The 15,994-nt window shown below is 31.4% G+C and carries 17 protein-coding genes; 10 read left to right on the top strand and 7 right to left on the bottom strand.

Going from position 1 to position 15,994, the window contains the following annotated elements; translation table 11 throughout:
• Positions 1–62 precede the first annotated feature (62 nt).
• A complete protein-coding gene (locus ACWJKS_RS04115; RefSeq protein WP_165413094.1) occupies positions 63–1,430 on the top strand; it encodes a TolB-like translocation protein in 1,368 nt (455 codons plus the stop codon).
• Between the two features lie 165 nt (positions 1,431–1,595).
• Here the strand turns inward: ACWJKS_RS04115 and ACWJKS_RS04110 are convergent, their stop codons facing one another.
• The 3 genes from ACWJKS_RS04110 to ACWJKS_RS04100 form a co-directional block, all read right to left on the bottom strand.
• The gene (locus ACWJKS_RS04110; protein WP_165413093.1) at positions 1,596–2,054 is read right to left on the bottom strand and encodes a hypothetical protein; all 459 of its coding nucleotides are present in this window, start codon (positions 2,052–2,054) and stop codon (positions 1,596–1,598) included.
• 143 nt (positions 2,055–2,197) lie between these two features.
• Positions 2,198–3,160: an aromatic acid exporter family protein gene (locus ACWJKS_RS04105; protein ID WP_165413092.1), complete on the bottom strand. Its 963-nt coding sequence runs from the start codon at positions 3,158–3,160 to the stop codon at positions 2,198–2,200.
• Positions 3,161–3,310: 150 nt separating this feature from the next.
• A complete protein-coding gene (locus tag ACWJKS_RS04100) occupies positions 3,311–4,000 on the bottom strand; it encodes a helix-turn-helix transcriptional regulator (protein ID WP_165413091.1) in 690 nt (229 codons plus the stop codon).
• Positions 4,001–4,433: 433 nt separating this feature from the next.
• On the opposite strand from ACWJKS_RS04100, the gene ACWJKS_RS04095 reads away from it, so the two are divergent.
• Positions 4,434–5,819, top strand: a complete 1,386-nt coding sequence (locus ACWJKS_RS04095) for a tryptophanase (protein WP_462960490.1) — start codon at positions 4,434–4,436, stop codon at positions 5,817–5,819.
• A gap of 49 nt (positions 5,820–5,868) precedes the next feature.
• Here ACWJKS_RS04095 and ACWJKS_RS04090 read toward each other — a convergent pair whose 3' ends face one another.
• Together ACWJKS_RS04090 and ACWJKS_RS04085 are read right to left on the bottom strand one after the other, a co-directional pair.
• Positions 5,869–6,786, bottom strand: a complete 918-nt coding sequence (locus ACWJKS_RS04090; protein ID WP_462960489.1) for a S66 peptidase family protein — start codon at positions 6,784–6,786, stop codon at positions 5,869–5,871.
• A gap of 38 nt (positions 6,787–6,824) precedes the next feature.
• Positions 6,825–7,688, bottom strand: a complete 864-nt coding sequence (locus tag ACWJKS_RS04085; protein WP_165413088.1) for a YitT family protein — start codon at positions 7,686–7,688, stop codon at positions 6,825–6,827.
• A gap of 325 nt (positions 7,689–8,013) precedes the next feature.
• On the opposite strand from ACWJKS_RS04085, the gene ACWJKS_RS04080 reads away from it, so the two are divergent.
• From ACWJKS_RS04080 to ACWJKS_RS04065, 4 genes are all read left to right on the top strand, one after another.
• Complete coding sequence (locus ACWJKS_RS04080; protein WP_165411617.1) at positions 8,014–8,955, top strand: ABC transporter substrate-binding protein; 942 nt, start codon at positions 8,014–8,016, stop codon at positions 8,953–8,955.
• Positions 8,956–9,061: 106 nt separating this feature from the next.
• Positions 9,062–10,093, top strand: coding sequence for a FecCD family ABC transporter permease (locus ACWJKS_RS04075; protein WP_224578791.1), 1,032 nt, complete (start codon positions 9,062–9,064; stop codon positions 10,091–10,093).
• The gene (locus ACWJKS_RS04070) at positions 10,093–11,109 is read left to right on the top strand and encodes a FecCD family ABC transporter permease (protein WP_165411616.1); all 1,017 of its coding nucleotides are present in this window, start codon (positions 10,093–10,095) and stop codon (positions 11,107–11,109) included. Before ACWJKS_RS04075 ends, ACWJKS_RS04070 begins: the two co-directional genes overlap by 1 nt.
• Positions 11,110–11,124: 15 nt before the next feature.
• Entirely contained in the window at positions 11,125–11,907 is a 783-nt protein-coding gene (locus ACWJKS_RS04065) for an ABC transporter ATP-binding protein (RefSeq protein WP_165411615.1), read from the top strand.
• A gap of 129 nt (positions 11,908–12,036) precedes the next feature.
• Here ACWJKS_RS04065 and ACWJKS_RS04060 read toward each other — a convergent pair whose 3' ends face one another.
• Together ACWJKS_RS04060 and ACWJKS_RS04055 are read right to left on the bottom strand one after the other, a co-directional pair.
• Positions 12,037–13,095 (bottom strand): MFS transporter, encoded by a 1,059-nt coding sequence (locus ACWJKS_RS04060; RefSeq protein ID WP_165411614.1) that lies wholly within the window; start codon positions 13,093–13,095, stop codon positions 12,037–12,039.
• Positions 13,079–13,342 carry a hypothetical protein gene (locus tag ACWJKS_RS04055; protein WP_224578789.1) on the bottom strand — a complete coding sequence of 88 codons (264 nt, stop codon included), beginning with the start codon at positions 13,340–13,342 and terminating at the stop codon, positions 13,079–13,081. The genes ACWJKS_RS04060 and ACWJKS_RS04055 overlap by 17 nt, the downstream gene beginning before the upstream one ends.
• Before the next feature lie 442 nt (positions 13,343–13,784).
• Here ACWJKS_RS04055 and ACWJKS_RS04050 point away from each other — a divergent pair, with 442 nt between their 5' ends.
• The 4 genes from ACWJKS_RS04050 to ACWJKS_RS04035 are packed head-to-tail and all read left to right on the top strand — an operon-like array spanning position 13,785 to position 15,978.
• Complete coding sequence (locus ACWJKS_RS04050; protein ID WP_165411613.1) at positions 13,785–14,000, top strand: hypothetical protein; 216 nt, start codon at positions 13,785–13,787, stop codon at positions 13,998–14,000.
• A gap of 59 nt (positions 14,001–14,059) precedes the next feature.
• A complete protein-coding gene (locus tag ACWJKS_RS04045) occupies positions 14,060–15,451 on the top strand; it encodes an SBBP repeat-containing protein (RefSeq protein ID WP_165411612.1) in 1,392 nt (463 codons plus the stop codon).
• Positions 15,452–15,727, top strand: coding sequence for a leucine-rich repeat domain-containing protein (locus tag ACWJKS_RS04040; protein ID WP_462960488.1), 276 nt, complete (start codon positions 15,452–15,454; stop codon positions 15,725–15,727).
• Entirely contained in the window at positions 15,691–15,978 is a 288-nt protein-coding gene (locus ACWJKS_RS04035; RefSeq protein WP_462961043.1) for an Ig-like domain-containing protein, read from the top strand. Before ACWJKS_RS04040 ends, ACWJKS_RS04035 begins: the two co-directional genes overlap by 37 nt.
• Positions 15,979–15,994: the final 16 nt, after the last annotated feature.

Genomic DNA, 15,994 nt, shown 5'->3' with positions numbered 1-15,994 from the left:
AGTTTGTTTCATAGAAATCAGGGAATGCTATCTATAAAAAGATAGATTGGCGGTATGAAATCATGATAAATATAAAAGTAAAGGTGGAAAGCCTAACAATTACAATGTTATTGCTAGCTGCTATTGGCATTACAAGCGGCTATCCATCAAAAATCAGTAAAAGCGAAAAGAGCATAGGAACATTTAAATTACAAAATACTGCAATAAAAAAAACTCCAGACATTAAAAGTATGAACGCTGTGGTAATACGGAAAAATGAATTACTTTTAGTCTCCTTAAATGATAAAAATGATAATATCACATTAGATAGTGGAGGTACCTTTTCTCACCCACTCATATCTCCTGATAAAAGTCTGGTTTCATACATGAATGATAGTGTTTTATATATTACAACGGATAAACTGGAACATATAAAAGTAGTCGATAATGCGTCACAGTTATCATTTGCATGGCAAGATAAAAATACTTTACTATACTCTCCTACCACTGGCGGCTTATATGTTTATGATGTTGTAAATAAAATCAGTAAACCTTACCTTCAAAATGAGTTTAATTACCAAAATATTACCTTAGATAGTAAAGGAAGAATATATGCAGAGCAGTACCTATACTATAAAAAAAATGGATCTGATTATAGAAATGATTATGGAATATTATTTTTTGATCCAATAGCAAAAACACAAAAAATAGTTATAAAATCAATCCCAAGTAAAATAGATACAGGTGACGATTTAGGAATGTATCCTATCATAATCGGTATATCAAATGATGATAAGTATCTGTATATATGGAAACATCCACATGCTGGCTCTCTTCCAGCAGATGGAGTTGATTTGGCAGTGTACGATATTTCACAAAATAAATTAATAGAATATACTAATCCAAATATAATTTCACTAGGCTATAGTGATAATATATACCCAAACCCTAAAAACAGTAACTCTTTAGCATTAATCTACGGTGGTGGTAGAGAGATGGGTAATAACAAAGTTTTAGTTGTTCTAGATATCTTAACTGGCAAATTTCAGTCCTTATCCCCAAAGGGAAAAACAATCATGACACCTTATTACACAAATGATGAGAATACAATCCTATATGCTTCCTCTAAAGAACAAAAATATGTGCCTAGCGGCTTAACTCAATGGCTTTTAAACGGGCAACACCATATTTTCAGTATTGATACAACTACAAAACAAATAAAACAGCTTACAAATAACCAAAATTATTTCGATTTTTCGCCAATATATATAAATAACAAAGACATCATATTCTTCCGTAGTGATAAATCTGAAAATGTGTCTATTTGGAAATATGCTAATGGCCAGGAAACTATGCTTGCAGATGGTTTAATATTTTATGATGATATGAATTATCCAGCCCAAAACTATTTTGGTCATTTTAACACCACTCAGTATACTGATATACGATAGCAAATTGAAGTTATCCCCTTTCTATGGATGATTTTTACGTAATATAAAATTTATTACTTTCATTTATGATAAATAAAGTTCAAAAAGGTTCTAGCAAAATTGCTAAAGCCCTTTATTTAATAGCGAGAAAAATATATATTAAAAATAAATAGACCTTTTGAATCTTTATAGATTAATTACTCCATTTAATGTTGGTTTGTTTTCATCTCTTGAATTTAGCTCTATTATATCTGGTAATTTCCAATTTCTTATTCCTCTATTAAATCTCCGTGGTAATAGATATCTAGCTGGCTTATACCCCTTTTTCCGGTGATTCATTATATCTTCCTCAAACATGTTTTTTACTTCGTTCATATGACAACTATTTATTTTAATTTGTTTAAACTTAAGTTCACTTACAATTTTCAAAAACCTATCTACTTCACTTTGAAAAACTTTGGCAAAAAAAGCATTTGCCTTATTGCCATCACAAATTAATATTGGATTTAATTGACTTTCATTTATAATAGCTTTCAATTTAAATACATCTTTTTTACTCTTCCCAATAAAATAACCATAATTAATATAATTAGGATCACTATCTTCGGGAAAAATCACATTATATAACAATTCTTCTTCTTTCATTTTAATCCTCACCTTTCTAATAAAATACTAGATTAATAAAACTAAAATTTTCAAAGCCTCTGATATATATATTCGTTGTAGTTATTATAGTAGTTAATTGTAAATAATATGTTATGAATTTGTTTAGACTTGACTACGTATTGTTAATTTTCAAAACATTCTTTAAATTCCTTCTTGATAATTAAAAAGTCCTCTAAATCATTTAAAAATAGAAATAATAATGCCCTATTTTCAAATTCATTTCTATTCTTTGGCAATGCCATAATTTCATAATCTTTCCTAAGTAAAGTGAGCTTATTAATAAGTTCGATGCAATCATTATCTTCATGAATATTAGTTGCAACATCATTAGTAAATTCTGACAATGTTATAGTTTGATCATAGGTTATATAAAATCTTGAAAAATGTCTTTTCATTCTTTTTATAGCCTCTAATTGTATTTTTCTCATATCTATATAACTTACATAATAATCATTACTCTTAAACAAATGATTATTATTTATTATTTGTACCATCAATTTAGTATTTTTAATTAGTTTTTCAACACTCGAAATTACTTCTTGCTCATAAATTGGTACAGCTTGTGAAATCAAACTTAATGCCATATCTGATAATATTAATCTATATTGTTCTTCTATATTCTCTTTATTCTTCTCAAAATCCTCTTCTAATGATGCTGTATATAAATTAAAAACCATTGCAACCCCAATACCTATTATAGTTAACTTTGCTTCATTTATAATCCAAAAAATATTAATATCTGTACTTATTAAAAGATGTGTTGATAATACTGCGCCAATAACCATACCCTCACTTGTTTTCAAAATATTAGTTATCGGTATAAATATAAGTAAAAATAGTCCAAATACAATAGGATTATTACCAAGTAAAATATATAACATAAAAGATAAAAGTATAGCTACGGTGGATGCGATTATTCTCCTACCTGCAACTAATATAGATTCTTTCTTCGTATCTTGAATACTTAATATTGCAATTATACCCGAAGTTACTCCAAATTCTAATCCCATATAATTTGATATAATAATTGCTATTGTTGCAGACAAAGTTATCTTAACTGTTTTTGATTGTAAATATTTTATCATTTCACAACTTTCTCCTACTACCATAATTATATGGTATGTTCTTTATTTATAATTAACTTTTTTGCTTTTTATTTCAGTCAGGTTTCTTATTATGGTGCATCATATAACAAAAAACCTTTGAATTTCAAGGTTTTTTATTTGTTTTCTTTATCAAGTACAATCCATATTTCTATTGACTTTGCTAAGATAGCGATAGATACTAGGCTCTGAACAATAAAGTTGTTTTGCTACTTCACTTACAGCTCCCTTAAGCATAAAAACACCTTTTCGGTTTAATATATCAATGATATTTATCCGTTCATTCTTCGACAATCGATCAATAGGGATGTTATTGTCGTCTAATACCTTATTTAAAACAGTTTCTGTTACTTCGGCAATAGATCCCGAAAAGGTCTCAGTATTATCATTCAAAAGAGAATTAACAGATTCATATGTGCTATTTTGCTCAATTAATTTATCTGGGTGACAAAGCTTTAATATTTGGTCGCTTATATCTACATATTTTTTATCGTCGAAATTAATGCACAACATCCCCACAAGCTCATCGTTCTCGTCCTTAATAAACATGGTTGAAGATCTCAATATGCGTTGATCTTTAGAAACTCCATTATAGTTGAGTTTATAGTTGTTATTTTTATAACTCTTATCTGATATAATACTCAGTGCTAGATTAGTCATGGGAGCACCAACTGTTCGTCCGCTAACATATCCATTCGCTATTGCAACTACGGAATTTGTATCGTATCCAAAATCATGTAAAGCAACTTCATAGTCTGGACCTAGGGACTTTCCTAAAAATTCTACAAGAATGCTATATTGTTTTAACATAATGTCATTCATTTTTCCACCTACTCTTATATATTTATTACACCACTTTATATGGAACTTCATAACTAGTGTATTTATTATAGAAATTTTAAAATCTAAATTTATAATATGCTATATAGATTATCACAATTATATAAAAGTTACAACGTAAACGTTACTTTATTAATAATTTATTATTAATAAAGTAATTACTTATCAACTACAAATTCATTTAAAGCTATAAAAAATCCTTAAATCAGGCAAAACAGTATAACAAATCCCATTTACTAGTAATTATTTCTACTTATTGTTAATAATTTTATTAAGACCATTGACTAGATATTATTGCAGTGATAAAATCGTTCTATAGGGGGTTTAAATATAAAAACCATTATATTACAGGGGGGCAATGATTTATTCATTCAACATAATTACATTTTAAATAAATAAAATGGAGGTTTTTATTATGAGCATAAAATATATACCAGAACCATTTAGAATTAAGATGGTAGAGACTCTTAAGATGCTTACACGTGAGGAAAGAAAACAAAAGATTGCTGAAGCAAAATACAATATGTTTAACCTTCGTGGTGAAGATGTTTATATTGACTTATTAACAGATAGTGGAACTAATGCAATGAGTCAAGAACAATGGGCTGGTATCATGAGAGGCGACGAAGCCTATGCTGGTTCATCAAGTTACTATAAACTTGTAGAAGCAGGTCAAGATATTTTTGGTTATAAATACATTCAGCCAGTTCATCAAGGTCGCGCAGCGGAGAAGGTTATGTTTGGATTATTAATGGAAAAAGGTAAATACGCTATCTCTAATACCTTCTTTGATACAACAAGAGCACACGTAGAAGCAACAGGTGCAAGAGCCATTGATTGTGTTGTTGCTGAGGCTAAGGATCCAGCTAAAAGAGCACCTTTTAAAGGAAATATGGATGTTGAAAAATTAGAATCTTTAATTAAAGAGTATGGTGCCGATAAGATTGGTCTTGTTGTTATTACAGTTACAAATAATTCAGCAGGTGGTCAGCCAGTATCTGTACAAAATGTAAGAGAAACATCAAATGTTTGTAAAAAATATGGTATTAAATTATGTATCGATGCTGCACGTTATGCTGAAAACGCTTACTTAGTAAAACTAAGAGAAAAAGAGTTTGCAGATAAATCAATTAAAGAAATTGTAAAAGAAATGTTTAGTTATGCAGATATGTTTACAATGAGTGCTAAGAAAGACACAATTGTCAATATGGGTGGATTAATTGGTATTAAAGATGATGATAAATTGTTCCAACTTTGTAAGGCACGTACAATTTTATTCGAAGGTTTTATTACTTATGGCGGTCTTTCAGGTCGTGATCTTGAGAGTTTAGCAATTGGTCTTTATGAAGGACTTGATGAAAATTACCTTAACTATCGTATTGGACAAATGGAGTATCTTGCAGCACGACTTGATGACGCAGGCGTTACGTACCAATCACCAGTAGGAGGCCATGGTGTATTTGTAGATGCAAAGGCGTTGTTACCTCAGATTCCATACTATGAATTTCCAGGGCAAGCTCTAGCGATTGAGCTTTATATAGAAGCCGGAATTCGCACATGCGATATTGGATCTTATATGATGGGAAATGATCCTGATACAGGAAAACAAATAGAATCAGAATTTGAGTTTACACGTTTTGCAATTCCACGTCGTGTTTATACTCAATCACATATCGATATTATGGCAGATGCCCTAATTGCAATTAAAAAAAGGGCAAGCGAAATAACAGGTTACCGAATTACATGGGAGCCAGCTGTTCTTAGACACTTCCAAGCAAGTCTTGAACCAGTAAAAAAATAAGATATTTTAAATAAAAGCTTGCAATTTTTTTAAGTTGCAAGCTTTTATATTACTCCACTACGCCTTCCATTACATGAATAACTCCAGTCTCAGCATCCATTTCCACCCTTGCTCCAATGGGAAGGGTGAGTTTTGGATAGTCATGACCTGAGCAAAACCTTGAAAACATTGGGATACCTAACTTATATAATCTATCTTGAAAAACCTCTTCTAAAGTAAGGCTTCTTTGATAACTAGGTAAATCACAACCTTTAAATTGGCCTAAAATAATCCCCTTGCACTGTTGAAGTTTTTTAGCTAATAGGAGTTGTGTTAGCATCCTATCAACTCTATAAGGTTCTTCGCCAACCTCTTCTATAAAGAAGATTTTATCTTTCATATTAATTTCATAGGGAGTTCCAAGCAAGTTGCATAATAGCCCAAGATTACCACCTATAAGATTACCCTCAGCCTTACCTTTTGTAATACACTTAGTAGTAAATCCAGATGGGTTTTCAATAGTATAGGGCTTATACCCTTCCATAAATGTGAACATAAAACTTTTAAAAGTTTCAATATCTTCTAGATTAGAACTGCCCATTGGGCTATGAAATGTAGTTAGTTCACATTTCTCATAAAATGAATTTAGAAAAACTGTTATGTCACTAAAACCCGCAAATATCTTTGGATTTTTTTTTATTACATCAAAATCTAGATAAGGGAGTACTCTGCTTGAACCATATCCCCCTCTTATGCAGAGGATCATATCTACTGCTTGATTTTTGAACATTTCCATTATATCTGTTGCTCTGTCTTCATCCTTGCCAGCAAGATATCCCCACTTATCATATAGGTGTTTTCCTTCTATTATATTAAACCCTCTATTTTTTAGAAATGAAATTGCCTTTTGTATTGCTTCAATATTTTCTGGGCTGGCAGGAGCAATGAGTCCAATAGTGTCTCCTAAACATAGTCTTTTTCCAAGCATTATTAACACTTCCTCGAATTAATTTGAGATAATATCTTTTATAAAATATTCGAATTAAATCCTCTACCATCTACTTCTGAAGCATCTATTATTGAAATTAAAGCATCCTCGTCTATTTTCTGCACTGAATATTTAAACTCTGGTAATTTTGATACATGTACTATGCAATAGATAACTTTTCTTTCTTTGCCTGTAAGTGCGTTGCCCTTTAGTATTGTAGCTCCACGGTGCTTAGAGTTTGTTATATACTCACAAACTTCCTCCTCTTTATCTGTAATTATAAGTAATACCTTTTTTCGTGATAAACCGCGGATTATCTTATCTGTAACAAAAGCTGCTATATACATGCTCATTAACGTGTATAATGCAATAGTTATTCCATTTAGTAGCATTCCTAAAAATACTATAATGCAATTTACAATAAAACCCAATTGACCTACATCAAAACTATCACATTTCTTTTTAATTAACATTACTATTATGTTCATACCACCCTCTGAGCCGTGGTTTGAGTATGCAAGCCCTGCTCCTGCGCCCATTAATACCCCTCCATATACAGAAATTAGAAGCGCATCATGTACCGTAATAATACTGCTTAAATTTTTAGTCATTACTAAAAATAGCGATAGTGATACAGTCCCTATCATACTGTATATAGTAAATCTTTTGTTTAATTTCCTATAACTTAATGCCAATAAAGGTATATTAGCTAGTAGTACAGTATATCCTGCTGGAACCTTCAAAGCATACTGTATTAAAATTGCCATACCTGACAGACCTCCACTGAATAGTTTTGCATTTACTAAAAACATATTTACACCTATAGCAGATAATAAACACCCCAGTATCACAAAAAATGCATTCTTTATATTTTGCTTGTTTAATATCGTATCAACTTTCATACTAGCCTCTCCATCTTTATTTATTTTGATTATCTTTACTCATAAACGTAAACATTTCTTCTTTATACCAATATATAGTCAAATTATTTTTTTGTACCGTTTCTAGGCTAAAGATTTATTTAGCCTTAAACTTTGCACCCAATCTTGTCTTTATTAAAATTTTAAAAAATTATTGACATATTTAGTAGTTCTGATATAATAAAAATTGTGATTCATTGATAATGATTGTCATTTGCAATTATCACTCATATAAATAATTTATGATTTCGGTTAATCATTGGGTCGTATACATATCTAATTCAAATTAAACTAGGAGAGATTTATTATGAAGAAAAAAAGATTATTAGGATTAATAACATTAACAGTAATTTCCATTATAGCTTTTACAGGTTGTTCAAAAACCGTTGAAGAAGTTAAAGAAAAGAGTGTAACCAAGGTGGTTAGTACAATAAAAGGTGATGTAACAGTCCCTACTACCCCCCCTAAACGTATTGTAGATATATCTGGATCAAGCGAGGAATTATTAATTTTAAACCATATCCCCGTAGGTACTGCAAATGCTGATTCTTATAAAACTACGGAAATACCAAGTTATCTAAAAGATAAAATGAGTACCTCTGAACTTGTAGGCTTTTCCATGATGGATACTATGGATATGGAAGCTATACTAAAATTAGATCCAGATTTAATTTTAATGAGCGAAAGACAAACAAAAATATATGCTCAGTTAAAAGCTATTGCACCTGTCGTAATGCTTAAAGACTATGCTAACGATTGGCGGACCCGATTAACTGATGTTTCCAAGCTATTTGGGCAAGAAAAAGATGCTCAAAAATGGCTAGCTGAATACGATAAAAAAGCTATTCATATAGGATCTGAGATAAAGAAAGAAAATGGCCCGCAAACTTACCTTACGCTACTTGCAAGTTCAGGCAAATTTTATATTTTCAGTGATGCAGGTATAGGTTCAATACTATTGTCAGATATGAAATTAGCTCAACCGTCTAACATTCCAAAGCAAGAAGGAATAAGTTTACCAGTAGTAACTATGGAAGGTTTATCATCCATTGATGCAGATCATATTGTGGTTATAGCAGCTGATGCTGATAAAAAAGATTTAGAGAGTAGTACTGTTTGGAAAAGCATGAGAGCTGTAAAAAATGGAAATGTTACAACACTTGATAGTAGCCCATATTTTGCACAAGGTTATTCTCCAATAGGAAGAGAATTATTACTTGATTTGATAAAGAAAGAATTCGTGAAATAACATATATTATATTTCTAGGTGATAAATGATATATTTCCATATACCGTTATCACCCTTTTATCCTAATACATTTTAATCTAAGGCTAATGTGAGGTGTACCGCTTTAATGGAAAAATCGATAGTTACAGAACATAAGAAAAAAATGAATAGACTAATCATAAGCTCATTATTAATTGTAATTGGACTTATTATACTATTTTTTGGTATGGTATTGTCCGTATCCCTGGGTGCAAAACATATAGACCTATATACAGTAGTTAATAGCATATTTTTAGATGGCGTTGATATAAACTCAAAGATTATCCGTGATATAAGACTTCCCCGGATGATTGCAGCTGCTTTGGTCGGAGCTTTTTTAGCAGTATCTGGTGCTATAATGCAAGGAATAACAAGAAACCCAATAGCTGACCCCTCTATAATGGGTATTACTCAAGGTGCAACTTTTACCATAGCTATAGCCTTTGCAATGAGGGCTAATATAGGGACTTCAGGACTGATCTTTTTCGCTTTTATTGGAGCTAGTTTAAGTGGTGTATTCGTGTATCTATTAAGTTCAAAATCTAGTAAAGGTGTTAGTCCCATTAAACTTATTTTAGCGGGAACTGCTCTAGGAACTCTTTTAATATCTCTCGCAACCGCTATTGCAATGTATTCTAATTTATCTCAGCAACTAAGCTTTTGGGTTGCTGGTGGATTTGTTACTGCAAAATGGCAAGGGGTAAAATTATTAGCCTCCGTTGGTGCCTTTGGTGTCATTGCCGCAATAATTATATCTCCTAAAATAACCATTTTAAGTCTAGGGGAAGAGATTGCCATAGGCCTTGGTCAAAAGACAAATATCATAAGATTTATTGGTATAGTCATCGTAATATTACTTAGCGGTAGTTCAGTCGCGGTAGCCGGAAATATTTCTTTTCTTGGGCTTATTGTGCCACAAATTGTAAGAAGTTTAGTTGGACCAGATTATAGATTTATAATCCCGTGTTCACTAGTACTCGGTGCGGATTTGCTAGTTTATAGCGATATAGCAGCTAGGATGATAAATCAGCCTTATGAAACTCCTATCGGGTCGCTAACAGCATTACTGGGTGTACCCTTCTTCATATATATTGTCAGAAAGGAGGCCAATTCATTATAATGCGAAACCATAAAAGAAAGAAAAAGCTAATTTTGATTATAAGCATATTATTCGTTCTACTCTTTTCAATATTTATAATTAGCTTTAATATTGGAACTTTTGCTATAGGTCCTCTAGATGTAATTAAAACTTTATTTGGGCAGGGAAATAAAAAGCAGGAACTGGTACTCTTCACTATGAGGCTTCCACGAATAATTATAGCTATACTTGTGGCAAGTGCCTTAGCTATAGCAGGAACCGTACTTCAAGGAATAACTAAAAATGATCTGGCTGACCCCGGCATATTAGGCATAAGTTCTGGTGCAGCCTTGGCTGTAGTTATTTATATATATTTTATGAATGGAGAAGTATATTCTGATATAAGCATGCTAACAGTGTTTACCATACCTATCGTAGCTTTGCTTGGAGCAGGTTTTGCAGCTTTCCTTATTTATACTTTAGCTTGGAAAAAGGGGCTAAATCCTACTAGATTGATTTTGATGGGGATAGGTATTAATTCTGCTTTTAATGCTATATTGATCCTATTTCAATTTAGATTTACAACTCAAGATTTCAACAAAATAATGGTTTGGACCTCAGGAAGTATTTGGGGAACCAATTGGAGTTATGTTATTGCAACTCTGCCATTTGTATTTATTTTTACCGGACTTATAATTTATAAAGCAAGATATCTAGATGTTTTAAGTTTAGGCGACGAACTCTCAGTTGGACTCGGCGTACATATAGAAAAAGAAAGAAGATCACTACTAATATATACCGTGGCATTAGCTGGTACGGCTACGGCGGTTGCCGGAACCATATCATTCTTAGGGCTAATTTCCCCACACATAGCAAGGCGGCTTGTTGGACCAAAGCACAAATTATTAATACCAACTGCAGCACTAGTTAGTTCAATAATTTTATTATTGTCTGATACCATAGCTAAAAATGTTTTAGCTCCTATTGAAATGCCCATTGGAATAGTTGTTTCAATTATTGGCGTACCCTATTTCATCTATTTAATCATGAAGGAATAACTTAGGAGGTTACATATGAACAGCATAAAAACCGAAAATTTATCTATATCTTATGGATATTTTGACATAGTAAAAGATTTAAATTTGAACATACCTAAAGGAAAAATCACAACTATTATAGGCTCTAATGGATGTGGGAAATCAACTATATTAAAGACTATTGCAAGAATATTGAAGCCTAAAAATGGAGTCATATACATAAATGATAATGACATTCAGGATTTAAGTTCTAGTTTCATATCTAAAGAAATGGCGGTTTTGCCACAAAGTCCTCAAGCACCAAATGGATTAACTGTTGGTGAGCTCGTATCCTATGGAAGATTTCCCCATCAAAGTGGATTCGGTAAACTAACTAGTCAAGATAAAGAAAAAATAGATTGGGCACTGAAGATAATTGGCATGCAAGAATTTAAGGACAGACCTATAGAGACATTGTCAGGTGGCCAAAGGCAAAGAGTTTGGATAGCTATGGCACTCGCCCAAGAAACTGAAATATTATTATTAGACGAACCTACTACCTATTTAGATTTAGCACATCAGCTAGAAATTCTACAATTACTAGAAAGTTTGAATAAGACGCAAGGACAAACCATTGTTATGGTTATTCACGATCTAAATAATGCCGCAAGGTTTGCAGATTATATGGTAGGAATTAAAGATGGTAACATAGTTTGCACTGGCAGTCCTAAAGAAATAATGACTAAAGATAACTTAAGGAAAATATTTAATATAGATGCTGTAGTAGTTAATGAGCCCCTAAATAACAAACCAGTTTGTATTACATATAACTTAATATAAAGTTATTAATATGCTTTCCTATGTTTGATGCAAAGTGTGATTTCATAGGCAAGCATAACAATCCATCGGTATTACTGATATTGTTGCATTATTTTAGGGGCTACTATTAATTAACTTGTTTTTTTGTACTTATTTCTTTGATGTTTTTTTATAGAGAAGCAATAATATATATGCACAAACACACATAATCACACAAGTTATAAATGCTGAGGACGTTGAAATATCAGCGGTCTTTCCAATAATTACATTTGCTCCTGCAGCAGTTAAATCTCCAAACATAGCAAATACTGATAAAAGGGTCGCCCTGCTAGCAGTACTTATATTTCTATTTTCAATATCTAAAACTATAGGTGAAATTATAGCTGCACTTCCACATATAACAATTATTGAAAGTATAGTTAATGCAGCGCTAGATGTAAATATAAGTATTGTACAACATATAGTAATAATCATATATATAATTTGAATACTTCTATTGGAACCTAGCTTAATGCTTACTTTATAAGCTTTAATTGAACTCAATCGAACTATTTGCATAACAACTGCCAATACTCCAAAATATTTAATACTTATTCCACAACGCACATATTGTGATTGATTTAAAAATACACCTACTACTTGAACTCCTTCATTTATTAAGGCAAAAGAAATTACCAATATAATAATGCTTTTGTTTTTAAAAGCTGTTAGTAAACTTTGCTTAAACTTAGGCTTTTCGATTTGCTGCACATTAACCTCTTTTATAAACAAAGTTAATACTGCTGCCACTGCATAAGGTATAATAGTCCAAAATGCAGTACTATCCATGGACTGTTTTACGAGTATTGAAAACATAATAGAGGCAATTAAATAACCACCAGTTGAAAATGCATTATATATTCCAAATACTTTTTCACTCTCCTCTTGCTTAACTGATGAATATATTAGAGCAATGTCACAACCTGAAATTCCGGCTAATGCTACTGCTAATAACACTCGTTCTATGAGGAACATCCCAAAGGAATTTGATTTATAAAAAACTATTTTTGATATAAAAAATATAAAATTTGAGATAACAAGTGTTTTCTTATACCCAAATTTATCTGCAAACCATCCCCATGGGATTTCAAAAATAATCATTAATATCCAGGATATAGACTCTATTAAAAACATATTAGACAAAGATAAGTTTCTATTTTGCCTTATCAATGATTGCCCATTTTTCAAAATAATTCGCTAAAATTTTATTCTTACTTATCCATATAAATTGTGCATCACTATTAAGTCTTTCTGTATTTACATTCGTAATTTCGCCTGTAGATAAATTTAATAATTTTACGTTTTTATGAAGAAGCTCTCCTGAATCAAGAGCTTTTTGCCATTCCGGACTTTCACATTTAGGAATGGTTCTTGCCTCTGAATAAAGAACATACTTTTTATCAGGAGACACACCCATAAATTCATCTATATTTACATCAAGGAAAAGATAACAGACCCAATATAAAGAAGATTTTTTTGATTTTCCTGCGTTTTTCCTGAATTTTTTAAAATTGATCGATTACCAATGTTGCAATAAGGGCTTGGAACTGCATAAATGCCGTATCCTAAAAAATGTAAAATCCTGTTTGAGAAGGTTCTGAAAAATCGCATTTTGAATAATATAAATAGGCTGAACTCCTGTTTTTTTTATTTTATTGATAGTAAAAAAACCCGAACATCACTTATATCAATGATTTTTAAGATACAAATGCTAAAGTGTTGGTGGTAAGCATTTGTCCACTATTCACTATTTAATATTTGTTACATATACTGTTACCGGTAAGTATCCAAAAATGCAGACTTCTAAGCAACCAGATTTATGTTCCTATGATGAGTTTTATTGAGAGGATGAGGAAAATATGATAGAAAATGATCCGATTTATTCTACCTTTTTAAATATAAAAGATCATTGCTTTATTAATGGAATTGTAACGGACAAACAGGGAAATTTCTATGTACTAACTAATGAGATTTCAGCAGAAGAATCAACCCTGTATCAAGGATTAGTTGTTATAAAAAAATTTAACTCTTCTGGTAACTTCTTAAAGATTTTTTACTGTGCAAACCTTGTTTAGGCTATGGACTCACAATAGATAAAAAAGGTGATATTTATATTACAGGCCTAATAGCTGACGTGAAAGATGTTGATTTCCCAGTTACAAAAAATGCTGCTCAAACTAAGCGAAAAACCGATGGGTTAGCTCATGCATTTGTAGCAAAAGTAGAAGGAAAAACCTTTGAAACTAAACCTACTGTAATTTATGCAACTTATTTAGGCGGTTCTAGTTCAGATGTAGGTTATGCCATAGCAGTAGATGATGCTGAAAACGCCTGGGTAACAGGCTCAACTACTTCTGCAGACTTTCCAATAACAGGCAAGCCATATCAAGAAAAACTAGCATATGCTGGTGGATTGCCAAGTGTTGATGCTTTTATAACTAAAATTAATAGCACTGGTAGTGAATTTTTATATTCAACCTTTTTAGGTGGTCAACAAGAAGACACCGGACTGGCAATTTCCGTGGATGATAAAGGAAATGTATATGCCACAGGCTTTGCAGACTATGCCATAGTTGATAATTATTACAATGGCAAGCCTTATCAAAACAAGTTTAAAGTATCAGAAAACGCTTTTCAAAAACAATTTGGTGGCGGAGCTAATGCTGCTTTTATCATAAAGTTAACTAATGATGGCACCGTTGTCTATTGCACCTATTTAGGTGGAAAAATTGCTGACAGTGGAACTGCTATTTCTTGTGATAAAGAAGGAAATGCCTATGTGTCTGGAAAAACTTTCGGAGATTTTATTGTTACAGAAGGTGCCTTTAATCCTAGTTTTCCTGGAGGGAATCAATCAATTTTTGTAACCAAAATGAGCAGTGATGGCTCCAAACTATTATATTCAACCTATTTAGGAGGGAGTAGCACCGATGAGGTAAAGTTCATTAGATTAGATAATAACAATAATTTATATTTAGTTGGGAATACCACCTCCTGTGATTTTAATGTTACCAATGGAGCTTATGAAACAAAATATTTTGCAGGAAATGGAGACGGTTTTTTATCTAAGCTTAATGAAGATGGAAATAAGTTGATTTATTCAACCTATATTGGAGGAAGTAAAAAAGATAGTTGTGACTCTTTCTATTTAGGTAATACTGGTATTGCCTATATATCTGGTGTAACGAGTTCTAAAGATTTTTTTGTGACTGAGGATGCCTTTTGTAAAACAAATCCCAGTAAAAATAACGATGGCTTTATTATAGAACTTTCACTAAAAGTTGCAGAAGAAAAAGAAATAGATATGCCTGATATTGATTTAAAAAAAACTTTAAATGAAATGCTAGGTAGAGATGGTAATCATAAAATTACTAATAATGATATGGAAAAGCTACCAATAGAAATAAATTTAAGTTCTAAAAGCATTGAAAATTTAAAAGGATTAGAATATGCAGTGTATGTAAGAAGCTTAAATATAGATAACAATAAAATTCGGACTACGATGCCCCTATTAAATTTAGTTTGATTGCAATATTTAGATGCTAGTAAAAATTTATTAAATAATATTGGTGCACTTAAAAATTCGGAAAATTTACTGCAGTTATATTTAAATGAAAATAGCATTGATAATTTAGATGTACTTTTAGAAATGAAGCAATTAATGGATTTAGAAATGAATAATAACCATATAGATGATGTGTCTGCCTTAGCAGAATTAAAATGGCTAAAAAAAGTAGATTTTAGTGGTAATAAAATTGTTGATCTATCCCCACTAAAAACCTACACCACATTATTAAAATAAACTTTAGCAATCAAAAAGTTATACTAGCTCCCATAGAAAAATCTCTATATGATGATGCAGTATTAGTATTAGACTTCTTATCAAATATTGACGGAAGCACGCCGTTAATATTTGACATTTCCGATAATGGAGTTTATAAGGATAATATGATTACTTGGGGGGAAATCACTAAAAATAAAGATGTAACTTTTAAGTTTGCCAGTAATAACAATTTTAGTGGATTAATTACCACTCCAATAAAAATAATATAAAAATAAAGTATAAGTG

Source organism: Clostridium sp. CM038, assembly GCF_055081105.1.
Note: the sequence above shows the minus strand (reverse complement) of the source record. Positions and strands in the feature narration are given on the sequence as shown.

Coding starts and splice junctions, on each gene's coding strand:
- ACWJKS_RS04070 (WP_165411616.1), top strand. CDS start 10,093: ATGCGAAACCATAAAAGAAAGAAAAAGCTAATTTTGATTATAAGCATA.
- ACWJKS_RS04105 (WP_165413092.1), bottom strand. CDS start 3,160: ATGATAAAATATTTACAATCAAAAACAGTTAAGATAACTTTGTCTGCA.
- ACWJKS_RS04115 (WP_165413094.1), top strand. CDS start 63: ATGATAAATATAAAAGTAAAGGTGGAAAGCCTAACAATTACAATGTTA.
- ACWJKS_RS04100 (WP_165413091.1), bottom strand. CDS start 4,000: ATGAATGACATTATGTTAAAACAATATAGCATTCTTGTAGAATTTTTA.
- ACWJKS_RS04050 (WP_165411613.1), top strand. CDS start 13,785: ATGATAGAAAATGATCCGATTTATTCTACCTTTTTAAATATAAAAGAT.
- ACWJKS_RS04110 (WP_165413093.1), bottom strand. CDS start 2,054: ATGAAAGAAGAAGAATTGTTATATAATGTGATTTTTCCCGAAGATAGT.
- ACWJKS_RS04085 (WP_165413088.1), bottom strand. CDS start 7,688: ATGAAAGTTGATACGATATTAAACAAGCAAAATATAAAGAATGCATTT.
- ACWJKS_RS04065 (WP_165411615.1), top strand. CDS start 11,125: ATGAACAGCATAAAAACCGAAAATTTATCTATATCTTATGGATATTTT.
- ACWJKS_RS04075 (WP_224578791.1), top strand. CDS start 9,062: ATGGAAAAATCGATAGTTACAGAACATAAGAAAAAAATGAATAGACTA.
- ACWJKS_RS04055 (WP_224578789.1), bottom strand. CDS start 13,342: ATGGGTGTGTCTCCTGATAAAAAGTATGTTCTTTATTCAGAGGCAAGA.
- ACWJKS_RS04080 (WP_165411617.1), top strand. CDS start 8,014: ATGAAGAAAAAAAGATTATTAGGATTAATAACATTAACAGTAATTTCC.
- ACWJKS_RS04090 (WP_462960489.1), bottom strand. CDS start 6,786: ATGCTTGGAAAAAGACTATGTTTAGGAGACACTATTGGACTCATTGCT.
- ACWJKS_RS04095 (WP_462960490.1), top strand. CDS start 4,434: ATGAGCATAAAATATATACCAGAACCATTTAGAATTAAGATGGTAGAG.